This is a genomic window from Amycolatopsis sp. NPDC059657, assembly GCF_042734395.1.
Classification (GTDB): domain Bacteria; phylum Actinomycetota; class Actinomycetes; order Mycobacteriales; family Pseudonocardiaceae; genus Amycolatopsis.
In genome coordinates this window covers 47,543-62,127 of sequence record NZ_JBHWEB010000036.1, presented here as the reverse complement: position 1 = coordinate 62,127, position 14,585 = coordinate 47,543, and the positions used below count along the sequence as shown (strand labels likewise).

The 14,585-nt window shown below is 68.8% G+C and carries 13 protein-coding genes; 9 read left to right on the top strand and 4 right to left on the bottom strand.

What is annotated here, in order from left to right; all coding sequences use genetic code 11:
• Positions 1-46 precede the first annotated feature (46 nt).
• Positions 47-1,009 carry a tyrosine recombinase XerC gene (locus ACFV15_RS20875; protein ID WP_378352147.1) on the top strand — a complete coding sequence of 321 codons (963 nt, stop codon included), beginning with the start codon at positions 47-49 and terminating at the stop codon, positions 1,007-1,009.
• Entirely contained in the window at positions 981-1,994 is a 1,014-nt protein-coding gene (locus ACFV15_RS20870) for a FliA/WhiG family RNA polymerase sigma factor (RefSeq protein ID WP_378352146.1), read from the top strand. The genes ACFV15_RS20875 and ACFV15_RS20870 overlap by 29 nt, the downstream gene beginning before the upstream one ends.
• 122 nt (positions 1,995-2,116) lie before the next feature.
• On the opposite strand, the gene ACFV15_RS20865 is transcribed toward ACFV15_RS20870, so the two are convergent.
• The gene (locus tag ACFV15_RS20865; RefSeq protein ID WP_378352145.1) at positions 2,117-2,593 is read right to left on the bottom strand and encodes a M23 family metallopeptidase; all 477 of its coding nucleotides are present in this window, start codon (positions 2,591-2,593) and stop codon (positions 2,117-2,119) included.
• A gap of 388 nt (positions 2,594-2,981) precedes the next feature.
• Here ACFV15_RS20865 and rpsB point away from each other — a divergent pair, with 388 nt between their 5' ends.
• From rpsB to ACFV15_RS20840, 5 genes are all read left to right on the top strand, one after another.
• Positions 2,982-3,842: a 30S ribosomal protein S2 gene (gene rpsB, locus ACFV15_RS20860; protein ID WP_378352144.1), complete on the top strand. Its 861-nt coding sequence runs from the start codon at positions 2,982-2,984 to the stop codon at positions 3,840-3,842.
• A 96-nt stretch (positions 3,843-3,938) separates the two neighbouring features.
• Positions 3,939-4,754, top strand: a complete 816-nt coding sequence (gene tsf / locus ACFV15_RS20855) for a translation elongation factor Ts (RefSeq protein ID WP_378352143.1) — start codon at positions 3,939-3,941, stop codon at positions 4,752-4,754.
• 102 nt (positions 4,755-4,856) lie between these two features.
• A complete protein-coding gene (gene pyrH, locus ACFV15_RS20850) occupies positions 4,857-5,588 on the top strand; it encodes a UMP kinase (RefSeq protein WP_378352142.1) in 732 nt (243 codons plus the stop codon).
• A 56-nt stretch (positions 5,589-5,644) separates the two neighbouring features.
• The gene (frr, locus tag ACFV15_RS20845; protein WP_378352141.1) at positions 5,645-6,202 is read left to right on the top strand and encodes a ribosome recycling factor; all 558 of its coding nucleotides are present in this window, start codon (positions 5,645-5,647) and stop codon (positions 6,200-6,202) included.
• Positions 6,202-7,083 carry a phosphatidate cytidylyltransferase gene (locus ACFV15_RS20840; RefSeq protein ID WP_378352140.1) on the top strand — a complete coding sequence of 294 codons (882 nt, stop codon included), beginning with the start codon at positions 6,202-6,204 and terminating at the stop codon, positions 7,081-7,083. Before frr ends, ACFV15_RS20840 begins: the two co-directional genes overlap by 1 nt.
• On the opposite strand, the gene ACFV15_RS20835 is transcribed toward ACFV15_RS20840, so the two are convergent.
• On the bottom strand, positions 7,080-7,925 hold the full coding sequence (locus ACFV15_RS20835) for a VOC family protein (RefSeq protein ID WP_378352139.1): 846 nt from the start codon (positions 7,923-7,925) through the stop codon (positions 7,080-7,082). The genes ACFV15_RS20840 and ACFV15_RS20835 overlap by 4 nt on opposite strands.
• 123 nt (positions 7,926-8,048) lie before the next feature.
• Here ACFV15_RS20835 and ACFV15_RS20830 point away from each other — a divergent pair, with 123 nt between their 5' ends.
• Entirely contained in the window at positions 8,049-8,870 is an 822-nt protein-coding gene (locus ACFV15_RS20830) for a class I SAM-dependent methyltransferase (protein WP_378352138.1), read from the top strand.
• Here ACFV15_RS20830 and ACFV15_RS20825 read toward each other — a convergent pair.
• A complete protein-coding gene (locus tag ACFV15_RS20825; RefSeq protein WP_378352137.1) occupies positions 8,822-9,424 on the bottom strand; it encodes a PadR family transcriptional regulator in 603 nt (200 codons plus the stop codon). The genes ACFV15_RS20830 and ACFV15_RS20825 overlap by 49 nt on opposite strands.
• Positions 9,425-9,548: 124 nt before the next feature.
• On the opposite strand from ACFV15_RS20825, the gene ACFV15_RS20820 reads away from it, so the two are divergent.
• Complete coding sequence (locus ACFV15_RS20820; RefSeq protein ID WP_378352136.1) at positions 9,549-10,577, top strand: helix-turn-helix domain-containing protein; 1,029 nt, start codon at positions 9,549-9,551, stop codon at positions 10,575-10,577.
• Here the strand turns inward: ACFV15_RS20820 and ACFV15_RS20815 are convergent.
• The gene (locus ACFV15_RS20815) at positions 10,540-14,469 is read right to left on the bottom strand and encodes a S8 family serine peptidase (protein ID WP_378352135.1); all 3,930 of its coding nucleotides are present in this window, start codon (positions 14,467-14,469) and stop codon (positions 10,540-10,542) included. The two genes, ACFV15_RS20820 and ACFV15_RS20815, sit on opposite strands and share 38 nt — an antisense overlap.
• Positions 14,470-14,585 lie beyond the last annotated feature (116 nt).

Below are 14,585 nucleotides of genomic sequence, written 5' to 3'. Positions count from 1 at the left end.
GCGCGCCCCCTTGACCGCACGCGGCCGATCGCGCAGCGTCAACGTCATGCCCACTTCGAGTACGCAGCGCGTCGATCTTCGGCGGGTCCGCGCGGAGTTGCCCGAGGCGGCCGGCGATCTCGTCGGCGAGTACGAACGGCACCTCCGGCTGGAACGCGGGCTGTCCGAGCACACCGTGCGCGCCTACATCGGGGATGTCGTGTCGCTGCTGGGTTTCGTGTACCGCGACGAGTCGGCCGACCTCAGCGCGCTCGATGTCGGCGTGCTGCGTGCTTGGCTGGCCGGGCAGCGGTCCGGCGGCGCGAGCCGGACCACGCTCGCGCGGCGGGCGGCCGCGGTGCGCACGTTCACCACGTGGGCCCAGCGCCGCGGTGCGCTGGCGGCCGACCCCGGCGCCCGGCTGGTCGCGCCGAGGGCGCACCGGAAGCTGCCGGGGGTGCTCCGGCCCGAGCAGGCCGAGGAGCTGATGCGTGCGTCCGCGTCAGGGGCCGCTGAGCGGGATCCGGTCGCGCTGCGTGACCACGCCGTCCTCGAGCTGCTCTACGCGACGGGCGTGCGGGTTTCGGAGCTGTGCGGGCTCGATGTCGAGGACGTCGACTTCGCGCGGCGGATGATCCGCGTGCTCGGCAAGGGTGACAAGGAGCGGATGGTGCCGTTCGGGGCACCCGCTGACGCCGCGGTCCGGGAATGGCTCGACGCGGGACGCGCCGGGCTCGCCGCGCCGGGCAGCACTGCTCTGTTCGTGGGAATCCGTGGCAGGCGGATGGATCAGCGTTCGGTGCGCCGCCTGGTCCACGAGGCCGTGGGATCGGTGCCTGGTGCTGCGGATATGGGGCCACATGGGCTACGCCATTCGGCGGCAACGCACTTGCTGGAGGGCGGAGCCGACCTTCGCAGCGTTCAGGAACTGCTTGGTCACGCTACGCTTGCCTCGACGCAGCTCTACACTCACGTGACCGTCGAGCGGCTGAAGGCGATCCATGACCGAGCACACCCCCGGGCCCGCTGATGCCGGGGACCGTCCGGCTGGTCACGGGGGCCGAGAACAGGCAGAGGCACGCGAGAACTCGTACGAGCCCGGAGAAAGAACTGAGCCAGATGCCAGTGAGAGCGGTCCGGTGACCGCCGACCCGCAGCTGAGCGAAACCGTCGAACACGGCCAGCCGTGTTCGGACGGTGATGGCGTGGTACCCGGCCAACCCGGCCAAGCGCGCGAGAAGACCGCGGGCTATGACGTCGACTCCGGCATCCAGGCGCTGTGGAAGCAGTTCTCCGACGCCCCGGAACAGGTGCTGCGGGACAGGCTCGTCCTGCACTACGCGCCGCTGGTCAAGTACGTCGCAGGCCGGGTCGGCACCGGCCTGCCCACCCACGTCGACGTCGGTGACCTGGTCCAATCGGGCATCTTCGGCCTGGTCGACGCGATCGAGAAGTTCGAGCCGGCCCGCGGCCTGCGCTTCGAGACCTACGCGATGCAGCGCATCCGCGGCGCCATCCTCGACGACCTGCGTTCCCAGGACTGGGTACCCCGCGTCGTGCGCAGCCGGGCCCGCGAGGCCGAGCGCGCGCTCGAACGCCTCGGCGCCCGCCTCCACCGCACCCCGACCGACGCCGAGCTCGCCGCGGAGCTCGAAATCACCGTCGACGAGCTCCGCGACCTCTACGGCCAGCTCCAGCTCACCAGCGTCGTCGCGCTCGAAGACCTGGTCGCGGCTGGCAAGGAAAGCGGCTCGCTCGTCGACACCCTCCCCGACGACGACGCCGTCGACCCGGTCGCCGTCCTCGTCGACCAGGACAACCGCCGCCAGCTCGCCGACGCCATCTCCCAGCTCACCGAGCGTGACCGCATCGTCGTCAGCCTCTACTACTTCGAAAGCCTCACCCTCGCCGAAATCGGCAAGGTCCTCGGTGTCACCGAATCACGGGTGAGCCAGCTCCACACCCGTGCGGTCATGCGCCTCCGCGCCAAGCTCGTCGAGCAAACCGGCGTCTGACGCCACCCGCCGACTCCCCAGGCACGCGTGTCGTCCATCCAGGTACGCGTGTCGTCCGTTTGTGAATGTGTGGCGGCCAGCTGTGCACGCGCCGGATCCTCCGGCCAGCCGCGGCGGCGGGGCTACGGGGATCCGGGGTCCCAAGGCTTGAGGCGGAGCCGGGTTCTCGGGGCGGGGACCAGCGTCAGCGGATCCAGGTACTCCTCGCCTCGGCGGACGCCCCAGTGCAGGCAAGCGCCGGCCGGGCAGCCGGGGTGACCGGCGACCACCGTCCCGATCACCTGGCCGCCGTAGACCTGGTCGCCCTCGGCTACGACAGGGAGCACCGGCTCGTACGTCGTGCGCAGCCCGCCGTCGTGGTCGACCGAAACCACCCCGCGCCCGGCCAGCGAACCCGAGAACACGACCACACCCGGACCGGCCGCCAGTACTTCCTGGCCGGGTGAAGCCGCGAGGTCGACGCCACGGTGACCCGCGCTGTAGGCGTCGGCGGGCGCCTCGAAAGGCCTGGTCACCGTCGGGACGGGGGAGAGCGGCCAGTCGAAGCGTGGCTGGAAGAGCGCCGCGAACGCCGCCAGCGCGAGCAGGAATCGGTCCATCTCCCCAGGCTCGCCGCCACCCGCGCGCCGTGGGGGTGACCAGGCGTAATCTGTGGATGGACAGACCGGATGTGGACAACTCACCGCTGCTTGCGCTGCCGGTGGGAACAGTGTCCGCATGACGGAGTAGACTGTTTCCCGCAGTCCATGTGAGTGGACTGACTTCGCGTGCTCGTGCACATTCTGGACGCTTTTGTCTCATCTCCTTGAGATGAGCGGCGGCCGGAAGATACGAGGCCCGGCGGTTCCGGTGGTGCTCTGACCAGCGGATTCGGGTTCTCGCTCAAGCACCAGGGCTGTCGGCCACCCGGCCGGCGGCGGCAAACCGAACCAGCTTGCCGGAGCGGACGCCCGGCGGGCTCTACACAGAAGAGGTGCGATTCCGGCTATGGCCGTCGTCACCATGAAGCAGCTGCTCGACAGCGGCGTGCACTTCGGGCACCAGACCCGTCGGTGGAACCCGAAGATGAAGCGCTACATCTTCACCGAGCGCAATGGCATCTACATCATCGACCTGCAGCAGACGCTGACGTACATCGACCGCGCGTACGAGTTCATCAAGGAAACCGTCGCGCACGGTGGCACGATCATGTTCGTCGGCACCAAGAAGCAGGCCCAGGAGGCCATCGCGGCCGAGGCTTCCCGCGTGGGCATGCCCTACGTGAACCAGCGCTGGCTCGGCGGCATGCTGACCAACTTCCAGACGGTGCACAAGCGTCTTCTCCGCCTGAAGGAGCTCGAGTCGCAGGAGCAGACCGGCGGCTTCGTCGGCCTCACCAAGCGCGAGATCCTCACGCTCACCCGTGAGAAGGACAAGCTCGAGAAGACCCTCGGCGGTATCCGCGACATGGCCAAGGTGCCTTCGATCGTGTGGATCGTCGACACGAAGAAGGAGCACATCGCCGTAGGCGAGGCTCGCAAGCTGAACATCCCGGTCGTCGCGATCCTCGACACCAACTGTGACCCGGACGAGGTCGACTACCCGATTCCGGGTAACGACGACGCGATCCGCTCGGCCGCCCTGCTGACCAAGGTCGTGGCCGAGGCCGCCGCCGCCGGTCTGCTGCAGCGCTCCAGCCGCAACGGTTCCGCCGACGCGGGCACCGACAAGCCGGAGCCGGGCGTCGCCTCCGACGAGCCGCTGGCCGAGTGGGAGAAGGAGCTGCTCGCCGGTTCCGACACCACCGAGGCCGCTGCCGCCGAGGCGCCTGCCGAGGTCCCGGCCGAGAACGCCACCGCCTCTTCCTGATGCGCTGCTCCCGCGCGGTCCGAGTTCGCTCGGGCCGCGCGGGCTCTCATTCCTCCCCCGAACCACACGCCCTGAAAAAGGACGGGATTTAGCACCATGGCGAACTACACCGCCGCAGATGTGAAGCGCCTGCGCGACCTGACCGGCGCCGGCATGATGAACTGCAAGAAGGCGCTGGAGGAGAACGACGGCGACTTCGACAAGGCCGTCGAGTTCCTGCGCATCAAGGGCGCCAAGGACGTCGGCAAGCGCGCCGAGCGCTCCACCTCCGAGGGTCTCGTCGCCGGCCAGGACGGCGTCCTGATCGAGCTCGACTCCGAGACCGACTTCGTCGCGAAGAACGCCGACTTCCAGGAGCTGGCCGCGAAGATCGTCGAGGTCGCGAAGACCGTCAAGACCGACGACGTCGAGAAGCTGAAGGCCGCCGACCTCGACGGCAAGTCCGTCAACGAGGTCGTCCAGGAGATGGCCGCGCGCATCGGCGAGAAGCTCGAGCTGCGCCGCGTCGTGTCCTTCGAGGGCACCACCGCCACCTACCTGCACCGCCGTGGCGCCGACCTGCCCCCGGCCGTCGGTGTGCTGGTCGAGTTCACCGGTGACGACGTCGAGGCCGCCCGCGGCGCCGCGATGCAGGTCGCCGCGCTCAAGGCGAAGTACCTGACCCGCGAAGAGGTCCCGGCCGAGACGGTCGAGAACGAGCGTCGTGTCGCCGAGGCGACCGCCCGCGAGGAGGGCAAGCCCGAGCAGGCGCTGCCCAAGATCATCGAGGGTAAGGTCAACGCGTACTACAAGGACAACGTGCTGCTCGAGCAGCCGTCGGTCAAGGACAACAAGAAGACCGTGAAGGCGCTGCTGGACGAGGCGGGTGTGACCATCACCCGGTTCGCGCGCTTCGAGGTCGGCCAGGCCTGAACCGGCTAGTTCTCACAACTGTGCCCCGTCTCCGCCCGTGCCGGGGACGGGGCACAGTCGGGTCCAGACGAAATACAGCGCCTCGAGGGAGCGAAACCGAAGATGAGTGACCGGGTCAACGGCGGCTATCGGCGAGTACTGCTGAAGCTCGGCGGTGAGATGTTCGGCGGTGGTTCCATCGGGGTCGATCCCGACGTCGTGCACTCGGTCGCCAGGCAGATCGCCGAGGTCGCGCGGACCGGGGTGCAGATCGCCGTCGTCATCGGCGGCGGCAACTACTTCCGCGGCGCCGAGCTCTCCGAGCGTGGCATGGACCGCGACCGCGCCGACTACATGGCGATGCTGGGCACCGTGATGAACTGCCTCGCGCTGCAGGACTTCCTCGAGAAGGAGGGCCTGCCCACCCGCGTGCAGAGCGCCATCACCATGGGCCAGGTCGCCGAGGCCTACATCCCGCGTCGCGCCGAGCGGCACCTGGAGAAGGGCCGCGTGGTCATCTTCGCCGCCGGTGTCGGCATGCCGTACTTCTCCACCGACACCGCCGCCGCGCAGCGTGCGCTCGAGATCGGCTGTGAGGCCGTGCTGATGGCCAAGGCCGTCGACGGCGTGTTCACCGCCGACCCGAAGAGCGACCCCAACGCGGAGATGTTCCACGAGATCACGCACCGCGAGGTGCTGGAGCGGGACCTCAAGGTCGCGGACGCCACCGCGTTCACCCTCTGCATGGACAACAACATGCCGATCATCGTGTTCAACCTCCTTACCGAGGGGAACATCGCCCGCGCGGTGAGTGGTGAAAGAATCGGCACTCTGGTCAGTACCCCAGGAGACTGAGGGACCGGCCGGTACCAGCAGAGCGTCACACCATTGGATCTACAACGGGAGTTACCGTGATCGACGAGACCCTCCTCGACGCCGAGGAGAAGATGGAAAAAGCGGTGAACGTCGCGAAGGAGGACCTCGCTTCGGTGCGCACCGGCCGGGCGAATCCGTCGATGTTCTCGCGGATCGTCGTCGAGGCCTACGGTGCGATGACCCCGCTGAACCAGCTGGCGAGCGTCAACGTGCCCGAGGCACGCATGGTGATCATCAAGCCATATGACGCCTCCCAGCTCAACGCCATCGAGAAGGCGCTGCGCGAGTCCGACCTCGGCGTGAACCCGAGCAACGACGGCAGCATCATCCGCATCGTCATCCCGCAGCTCACCGAAGAGCGCCGCAAGGAGATGGTGAAGCTCGCCAAGGGCAAGGGTGAGGACGCGCGGGTTTCCATCCGCAGCGTCCGCCGCAAGGCGAAGGAAGCGCTCGACAAGATCCAGAAGGACGGCGAAGCGGGCGAGGACGACGTCGCGCGCGCCGAGAAGGAACTGCAGAACCTCACCGACACCTACGCACACCAGGTCGACGAGCTGGTCAAGCACAAGGAAGCCGAGTTGCTCGAGGTTTGATGGCACAGGTGAGCGAGGAACGCGAGGAAACGGTCGTGGCGCCCGAACCGGCGCGCGGCGCCAAGAAGCCGTCGCGAGCAGGTCGTAACCTGCCCGCGGCCATCGGCGTCGGTTTGCTGTTGGGTGCCGCGATCATCGCGTCGCTGTTCACCGTGAAGTACCTGTTCATCGCGATCATCGCCGCCGCGATCGCGGTCGGCACGGTCGAGCTGGCAGGCGCGCTCAAGCGTGCCGCCGGTATCCAGGTCGCGATGGTCCCGGTGCTCGCCGGTGGCCAGGCGATGATCTGGCTGGCCTGGCCGTTCGGGCTGCGCGGCGCGTTGATCGCGTTCGTGCTGACCGTGCTGGCGTGCCTCGTCTGGCGGCTGCCTGGCGGTGCCGAGGGCTATCTGCGTGACGTCACGGCGACCATCTTCGCGGCGGGCTACCTGCCGCTGTTCGGTGCGTTCGCCGCGATGCTCGTGCCGCCCGCCGACGGCCCCGGCCGGGTGCTGGTGTTCATGATCGGTGTCGTCGCTTCGGACACCGGCGGGTACGCCGCCGGTGTCCTGCGCGGCAAACACCCGATGGCGCCGAGCATCAGCCCGAAGAAGACCTGGGAAGGCTTCGCGGGCTCGGTGATCGCGGGCACCGTCGCCGGCGCCCTCACACTGACGCTGCTCGTCGACGGCCATGTCTGGCAGGGCGTGCTCTACGGCATCGCGATCGTGCTCGTCGCGACGCTCGGAGACCTCGTCGAGTCGCTTATCAAGCGCGACCTCGGCATCAAGGACATGGGCAACCTCTTGCCGGGCCATGGCGGCATCATGGACCGGCTCGACTCGCTGCTGCCTTCCGCTGTCGTGTCCTGGCTGCTTCTGAGCGCTTTCGTGCCGGTCTAGTCGTCGTAAGGGTCGTCGACTTCCGCGCGGCCCACATTGTCGGCGATGTACTCGTGGTCGATGATCGCGAAGACCGCGCCGTCGGGATCGGCCAGTATCGCCACTCGCCCGAACGGGGTGTCGTACGGCTCGATGACGACGGTCCCGCCGTGCATCAGCGCCTGCCCGGCGACGGCGTCGGTGCCCTTCGCGGCATCGACCTTGATGTAGACCATCCAATGCGGCGGTGTGGTCGGCAGGTACTCGCGTCCCATCACGTACCGGTACAGCACCGGTTCGTGCTCGATGCACCATTCGGCGTAGTCGACGGTCTCCGCGTCGCCGATCTGATGGCTCTGGTAGTTGAAGAGCCTGCAGTAGAAGTGATCAGCCGCCTCACCGTCATGCACGTTGAGATCGGCGCCGCTGAACGTGTTCGCGACGCCGGTGCCGAACTCCCAGCTCTCGTCGGGCTCCCAGAACACCACGGGCGCGCCGCTGGCGTCGATCGCGTGCAGGATGCTGCCGCGGTGCGGGATGGCGATCGGCCCGAGCGTGACCTTCCCGCCGAGTTCGGTCACCCATTCGGCCGCGCTTGCCGTGTGCTGCACGGACAAATGCACGGTCCAGCCGGGTGCCTGGTTTCTCGCGCCGGTGTACAGGCCGCCGACCGCCACGCCGTTCAGCGAGGCGATCGAGTACCGCCTCGTCGGGGTCGCCGGGTCGCGGTTCGTCGCGTACTGCCAGCCGAAAAGGTTGCTGTAGAAGTGCTGAGCCCGTGCTTCGTCGGTGGTGGTGAGCTCGATCCAGCAGGGGATGCCGGACGGCAGGACGCGTGGCACGGACGGAGAACTGAGCGACATGCTGATCTCCCTCGCAGATCCCAAAGCACGATTCTACGGGCTGACCTCGCGTTCTCCTGACCGAAATATGATGATCGCAACCCAAGCGGAACTACCTGGCCGCCTGGTTACGTTGGAGCTTCCGTGCGCTGGTTCACCCGTCCCGCTCCGTCTTCGCGCCTCTCGCGCAAGGCGGATGTCTTGCCGAGCCCGAATATCTGGTACTACCCGAAGGCGTACGAGATCGAGAACCGCGCGCAGGACGTGGACGGTGAGATCTGGCAGGTGCTGGCGGAATCCGCCGGCTGGCGGGGCAAGGACGTGCTCGACGTCGGCTGCGGCGACGGCTTCCATCTGCCGCGATTCGCCGAACAGGCCAAGTCGGTGCTGGGGGTCGAGCCACACCAGCCGCTCGTCGAGCGCGCCTTGCTGCGGGTCGAGGATCTCGCCTCGGTGACCGTGCTCCGCGGGTGCGCCCAGGCGCTGCCGGTGGCCGACGCGAGCGTCGACGTCGTGCACGCGCGGACGGCGTACTTCTTCGGCCCCGGTTGCGAACCGGGGCTGCTGGAGGCGGAGCGGGTGCTGCGGCCGGGCGGCGTGTTCGCCATCGTCGACCTGGATGTCAGCCGCGGCCCCTACGGCGACTGGATGCGGGCGGACCTGCCCGACTACGACCCGGTGGCCGTCGAGCGGTTCTTCGAAGGCGCCGGTTTCGGCTGCCGCCGGGTGGAAACCCGCTGGCGCTTCGACGACGCCGAGGACATGAAGGCCGTGCTCAAGATCGAGTTCAGCGCGGCCGTCGCCGAACGTGCGATCGCGGAGGTGTTACGGGCCAACGATTCCCGTGGCCCGGTGACGCTGCCGGTGAGCTATCGCGTGCATGTGCGGCGCAAGCCCACCGGCCTCGTCATCCCGCTTCACTCGGCTTCGGATTCGTCGTCGTCCGACGCGCCGAGGATCCCGTAGAGCGCGCGCCTGGCTTCGTTCATCACCTCGATGGCCTTCGCCTTCTGAGCCGGTGAACCAGCCTGCGCGACCTGGACGGCCGCGGCCATCAAGGTCATGCCCGCCTTGCGCAGGTTGACCTCGACCGGGTCGACCTCGTGGGCGATGTGCTCCCACGGCGGTACCGCGTCCTGCTGCTCGGCGGCCGAGCGGCCCTCTTCGGTGAGCTCGAACAGGCGCTTGCCGCTGTCTTCGCGGCTGGTCACCAGTCCTTCGTCGGCCATCAGCTGCAGCGTCGGGTAGATGGAGCCGGGACTCGGCTTCCAGAATCCGCCACTGCGCTCGCTGATCTCGCCGATGATCTCGTAGCCGTGCCTCGGCTGCTCGGCCAGCAGGGCGAGGATCGCCGCGCGGACGTCACCGCGCCTGCCTCGCCTGCCGGGCCCGCCACGGCCACGGCCGTGCCCACGGGGGCCAGGGCCCCAGCCTGCGGGAAATTCCCCGAAGCCGCCGCGACCGAACGGGCCGAAGGCCTCGCGAACGTGCGGCGGCGGGAAGTGTCGTCGTCCTCTCATGATCTGTCTCCTTCTCGATGTCTAACGAACTGTTCCGACACGTTCACGATATATCGTTAACAGTCGCTCGGCAACCTCTGTGACGCGGGACACTGGTGACCCGCCGACACTGCGAGGTGCGCACATGCTCGACGTCATCGGATTGAGCCCACTCGACCTGCGGGTTTACGGCGCGCTGGTCGACAGCCGCTCGATGACGACGGCCGAGCTAGCCGACGAACTCGGCTTGAGCAGGCAACGGCTCAGCCAGGTGCTACGCGGGCTTGCCGCGAAACACCTGGTCATGCGCGCGCCCGGCAGGCCGGTGCGGTTCACGGCCGTCGCCCCCGATGTCGGGCTCGGCGCGCTGGTGCTGCTCAAGGAGCAGGAACTGGAGAACGCCCGACTGGTGGCGAACCGGTTCCAGGACCGCCATCGGCATGCTGTCGGCAGGCAGGCTTCCGACCTGATCGAGGTGGTGCGCGGCAGCGAGGCCATCGCGCGCAGGGCCGACCAGATCATGCGCTCCGCCAGGCACGAGGTGCGTTTCGTCGACAAGCCCCCGTACGCGAAGGCGCCCGCCTCGCTGCATCCGGCGGAGCGGGATCTGCTCGGTGCCGGCGTCCGGTTCCGCGGTGTCTACGACCGCGGCGCGCTGGAGTTGCATGACCTCTACGCCGACCTGGAGGCGGGCCTGCGGCTCGGCGAGGAAGCACGGGTGATCGCGGAAGCCCCGTTGAAGATGATCGTCGCCGACCATCACTTGGCGCTGGTTCCCTTGCATTCCAACGCGCCGACGGTCGAGATCGCGCTGGTGGTCCACCCGTCGACACTGCTCGACGCGCTCGGCGCGCTGTTCCAGAATCTCTGGCGGCACAGCCTGCCGCTCTGCCTGCCGGGAAGTCCGCACACCACGCACAACGCGCTGTCCACAGAGGACAGCAGGCTGCTCGCGCTGCTGACCACCGGGATGCCGGACCGCAGCATCGCCAAGCAGCTGGGGCTGAGCTATCGGACCTTTCAGCGCAGGCTGCGCGAGCTGATGGACTTCCTCGGCGCGCAGACCCGCTTCCAAGCGGGCCTGCAGGCCGCGGCCAGGGGCTGGGTCACCGTCCCGGTGCCCCAGCCCCCACCGGCTAGCCGAGAGCGTATGCCCGCTGGACCGTCTGCGTGACGGTATTGCCCGCGCTGTCGCGCGCTTCCGTCCGCAGCCAGATGTACCCGCCCGCCACCGCTGATCGCGGATGGTTGACGGTGACCGTCCAGCGGCCGTCACCGATCGGCATGGCGACCGCCTGTGCCCAGGTGCCGCCGTTGTCCGCCGAGGCCGACACCTTCAGCTGGGTCACCGGACCGCCGCCGCGCGCGCCCGTGTGCGAAGCCGCCGCCGTCTCGAAGGTGAACGGCTTGCCTGCCGGCGCGCGGTTGTTCAGGTCGAGCGGGAGCCGGTGCTCGAGCTGGATCAGCGGCTGGAAGGAGCACACGGTCCCCGATCGGTAGCAGTTGTAACCCGGCGGCGGCGCCGAAGCAGACCTCGCCGAGGTGAACATCCACGTCGTGTCCGTGCGCGGCGCACGCTGGAACAGCACCGTGCTCGGCGTACCGACCTGTGCCGACGCCGGCATGATCTCGGTCATCTCCAGCCGGTACGTGGCGCTCGACGGTGAGAGCCGGAACTCGGGCAGCAACGCGTAGGGATCGTCGCCGTTGGCACGCGGAAGCTCGGTGACGCCTTGGAAGAGCCGGACATTCGTGGTCGTGAAGTACTTGCCCGACTCGTACGGGCTGGTGAAGTGCCCCCCGCCGTCGGCCCACTGCGCCGCGGGGATGAACAGGTCCGGATCGGGCCCGCCCCGGCACAGCCCGCACAGCATCTTCCAGCCGTTCGCCGTGGCCGGGTACCGTGCCGGGTGGTCGGACGCGAGCTCGACCGCGGTGCTGTGCATGTCGGCGCGGAACCAGTGCTCGTCCGGCCGGGTCCGCTCACCTGCGCGGTAGAGGTTCTGCGCGTACATCGACAACGCGGCGCGCTTGCCTTTGCTGTCGGTGCCGGACAGCGTCACGACGCGTTTCCACGCCGTCCGGTCGTCGCCGGGTCCGGTGTACTCCATGTACTCCGCCGGCGTCGGCAGCTTCGTGCCCTGCACGAGCTGGGTCGCCCACAAGCCGGTCGGGAACGCGTAGGTGAGCTTCTGCGCGGTCAGTCCCGGCACGTCCGCGTGATAGCTGGTCTTGGTCGCCACCAATGTGGCCGGGTCGACCGTGCGGACATGCTCGCGTGGAACCCCGTTGGGATCCAGGTAACTGAGGTTGTACATGGTGTCCGGCGCCGCGCGCACGAGCACACGCAGGTCGGTGTTTCCCTTGGCGCGCACCAGCTCACCGTGATCCCAGCCGAGTGACAGCGTCGGCAGCACGGTGCTGGTCAGGCCGAAGATCGGTAGCGCGCCCGCCACGCCGGCGTAGGGGAGCACCGCGGCGGCGCCGGCGGCCTTGGCCGCTTTGACGGCGTTCGCCGCGCCCAGCGAGACCGCGTCGGGGTCCTGGGCGGGCACCCGGACGAGCACCGCCTTGCCCTTGACGTCCAGCCCGGCGAGTTCGGCCGCGGTTCCGCCACCGCCGAAGACGACTGGCACGGAACGGTCACCCGCCCAGCTCGCCGCCAGCGAAGCCGGGTCGTACAGCGGCGCGAGCGGCGTGCCGCCCACGGACAGCTCGGCCACCGGCTGCGCGAGCATCGCACTGTCCTGCAAGGAAATCGCTCCTGTCGTGGTCGCGGCGGACGGGGTCACCCACACGTCCCAATCGGTCACGCCCGCGGTGAGTCCCGCCTCGCCGATGAAGCCGGGCTTGTCGTTGCCTGCCGGGATCACGCGGCGCAGCATGACCGTGCGGTCGCGCTGGTCGGTGCGGGTCGGGGTGACGATGCGGACGGGCACGGTCTTCGTGGCGTCGAGCGTGATCTCGGTAGGGCCGGTGACGGCCAGTTCGGAGGCGCTCAGTGCGGAGAAACGGCGCTTGGCCAGTGTTTGCTCCAAGGTCCAGCCGATGGCCGAATAGTTGCCGGCGGGCACGGAGACCCGCCCGACTCCGTCGACGAGGTCGAGTTGCTGGCTGAGCTGGTCGAGGAACGGATCATTGTGGTTGCCGGACCCCGCGGCGTCGTCCACCAGCTGGGCGACCGCCAGCTCCGGTGGCTTGCCGGACGAGTCGAGCATGCGCACGGTCACCGGGAACAGCGCGGGTGCGTTGTAGGTGCTCAACGGGGTGCGCAGGACCGCGCCGTCAGTGCTGTTCGCGACGACGGTGCCGCCGTAGACACCCGGTGTTCCCGCGTCGGGTGACACGGTCATCGTGACGTCCGAAGTGGACTTGGGCGGGATCGAGACCGTGGTCTCCGTGAGCTTCACTCCGTCGGCGGGCGGCGGGTTTCCGTCCCATGACTGGACTTTCACGCTCAGGTTCAGCTTGAGCGGCTGGTCGGAGTGGTTGGTGTAGGACAACGTGCGCGGTACGGCCGGAGTGCCGCCAGGCAGCCGTTCGTTCCGGCCGAAACTGGCCGTCGCCGGGCCGGTGGCGCCCTGGGTGACCGCACGCGAGAGGTCGGTCAGCCCGGCGCCCTCCTCGAACCAGCGCAACCCCACGTCCTTCGCGGAGTTCACGAGCGCGTTCTTGAGCATGGGGCCGGACCAATCCGGGTGCTGCTGGAGCAGGATCGCCGCCGCGCCCGCGACGTGTGGTGTCGCCATCGAGGTGCCCGACGCGCTCGTGTAGAGGTCGTCGACGGGTGTGCCCATCGAGGTACCCGACGCACGGGCGGCCACGATGTCCACTCCCGGCGCGGAGATCTCCGGCTTGACGAGTGCGTCACGCAGGCGCGGACCACGGCTGCTGAACCAGGCGAGCTTGTTCGCGTCGTCGACCGCCCCCACGGTCAGCGCGGAGACCGCCGCGCCCGGCGTGGTGACCGTCCGGTCGCCGGGGCCGGAGTTGCCCGCTGCCACGACGAACAGGGTGCCGGTCTGCTCGGTCAGCTTGTCGAGCTGCTGCGAAAGCGGATCCGCGCCGTCGCTCACACCTGCGCCGAGGCTCAGGTTGACGACCTTCGCGCCTTTGCCGACGGCCCAGTCGATCCCCGCCATCACCTGGCTGGTGTCGCCCTCGCCCGAGCCGTCGAACACCTTGGCCACCATCAGCTTCGCGCCGGGAGCGACTCCCTTCTGCCGTCCGCCGGACGCGGCGCCGGTGCCTGCCGTGATGGACGCGACGTGAGTGCCGTGGCCGTGCCTGTCCACGGTGTCACCCTCTTGGCTGAAGTCCGCGGCGTCGACGATTTTCCCTTTGAGATCGGGATGATCGGCGTCGATCCCGGTGTCGACGATCGCCACGGTCGTGCCGCTGCCGTCCAGGCCGCGGCTCCACGCGGCGGGCGCGCCGATCTGGGCCGTGCTCTTGTCCAGCGCCACCCGGACCTTGCGGTCGAGTGTGAGCCGGGAGAGGTCCTTGGTCTTGGCGATCGAGCGCCAGAACTCGGGGGCGCCGCCCTTCTTGACCAGCAGGCCGACTCCGCCGACCGTGGGCAGCGTGACATGCCGCTCGGTCTGCGGGAGCAGATCTGCCTTGCCGCTCAACGCTTTCGTGGATTGCCTGGTCCCGTCACGGTAGGACGCGATCACCGGAATGCTGCCGGTCTTCACATCGTCACGGCCGTCCGCGGTGAGCGTGGTCAGGTTGAACAGGTCGCGGTCGAGCACTCCGCTCGTGACGAGCGGCAGCGCGTCCGACGGATAGACGAAGAAGCCGCTTGGCGTCGTGAGCGTTTGAAAGGAGGGGAGTGGCCGGTCAGGCCGTTCCGCCGCTTCGACCTGCGCGCTGCGGTGGCCGTCGGCGTCCTGCTCGTAGGTCACGACATCGCCGGTCACCAAGGTGATCCGGTGGGGCTGGGCGTATTCCGGCTTGGCCGGCGCGGCGGCGTGGGCGGTGGACGGGACCAGCACAGGGGTCAGCAGCAGTGCCGCGGCCAGTGTCGTGATTCGGTGGCGAGCGCGTAGAGGGCGGAAGAACATTCGGGTTCACACTCCTCGGGCATCGAACACGAAGATCGGTGCCACGAGGATGAGGTACCTGTTCGCCGATGACCACGTCATCGGCGGGCGGATTCTCGCCGATGGCGACATAGCGC

Coding starts and splice junctions, on each gene's coding strand:
- ACFV15_RS20820 (WP_378352136.1), top strand. CDS start 9,549: ATGCTCGACGTCATCGGATTGAGCCCACTCGACCTGCGGGTTTACGGC.
- ACFV15_RS20815 (WP_378352135.1), bottom strand. CDS start 14,469: ATGTTCTTCCGCCCTCTACGCGCTCGCCACCGAATCACGACACTGGCC.
- ACFV15_RS20865 (WP_378352145.1), bottom strand. CDS start 2,593: ATGGACCGATTCCTGCTCGCGCTGGCGGCGTTCGCGGCGCTCTTCCAG.
- ACFV15_RS20835 (WP_378352139.1), bottom strand. CDS start 7,925: ATGTCGCTCAGTTCTCCGTCCGTGCCACGCGTCCTGCCGTCCGGCATC.
- ACFV15_RS20875 (WP_378352147.1), top strand. CDS start 47: ATGCCCACTTCGAGTACGCAGCGCGTCGATCTTCGGCGGGTCCGCGCG.
- ACFV15_RS20870 (WP_378352146.1), top strand. CDS start 981: ATGACCGAGCACACCCCCGGGCCCGCTGATGCCGGGGACCGTCCGGCT.
- tsf (WP_378352143.1), top strand. CDS start 3,939: ATGGCGAACTACACCGCCGCAGATGTGAAGCGCCTGCGCGACCTGACC.
- rpsB (WP_378352144.1), top strand. CDS start 2,982: ATGGCCGTCGTCACCATGAAGCAGCTGCTCGACAGCGGCGTGCACTTC.
- ACFV15_RS20825 (WP_378352137.1), bottom strand. CDS start 9,424: ATGAGAGGACGACGACACTTCCCGCCGCCGCACGTTCGCGAGGCCTTC.
- ACFV15_RS20840 (WP_378352140.1), top strand. CDS start 6,202: ATGGCACAGGTGAGCGAGGAACGCGAGGAAACGGTCGTGGCGCCCGAA.
- pyrH (WP_378352142.1), top strand. CDS start 4,857: ATGAGTGACCGGGTCAACGGCGGCTATCGGCGAGTACTGCTGAAGCTC.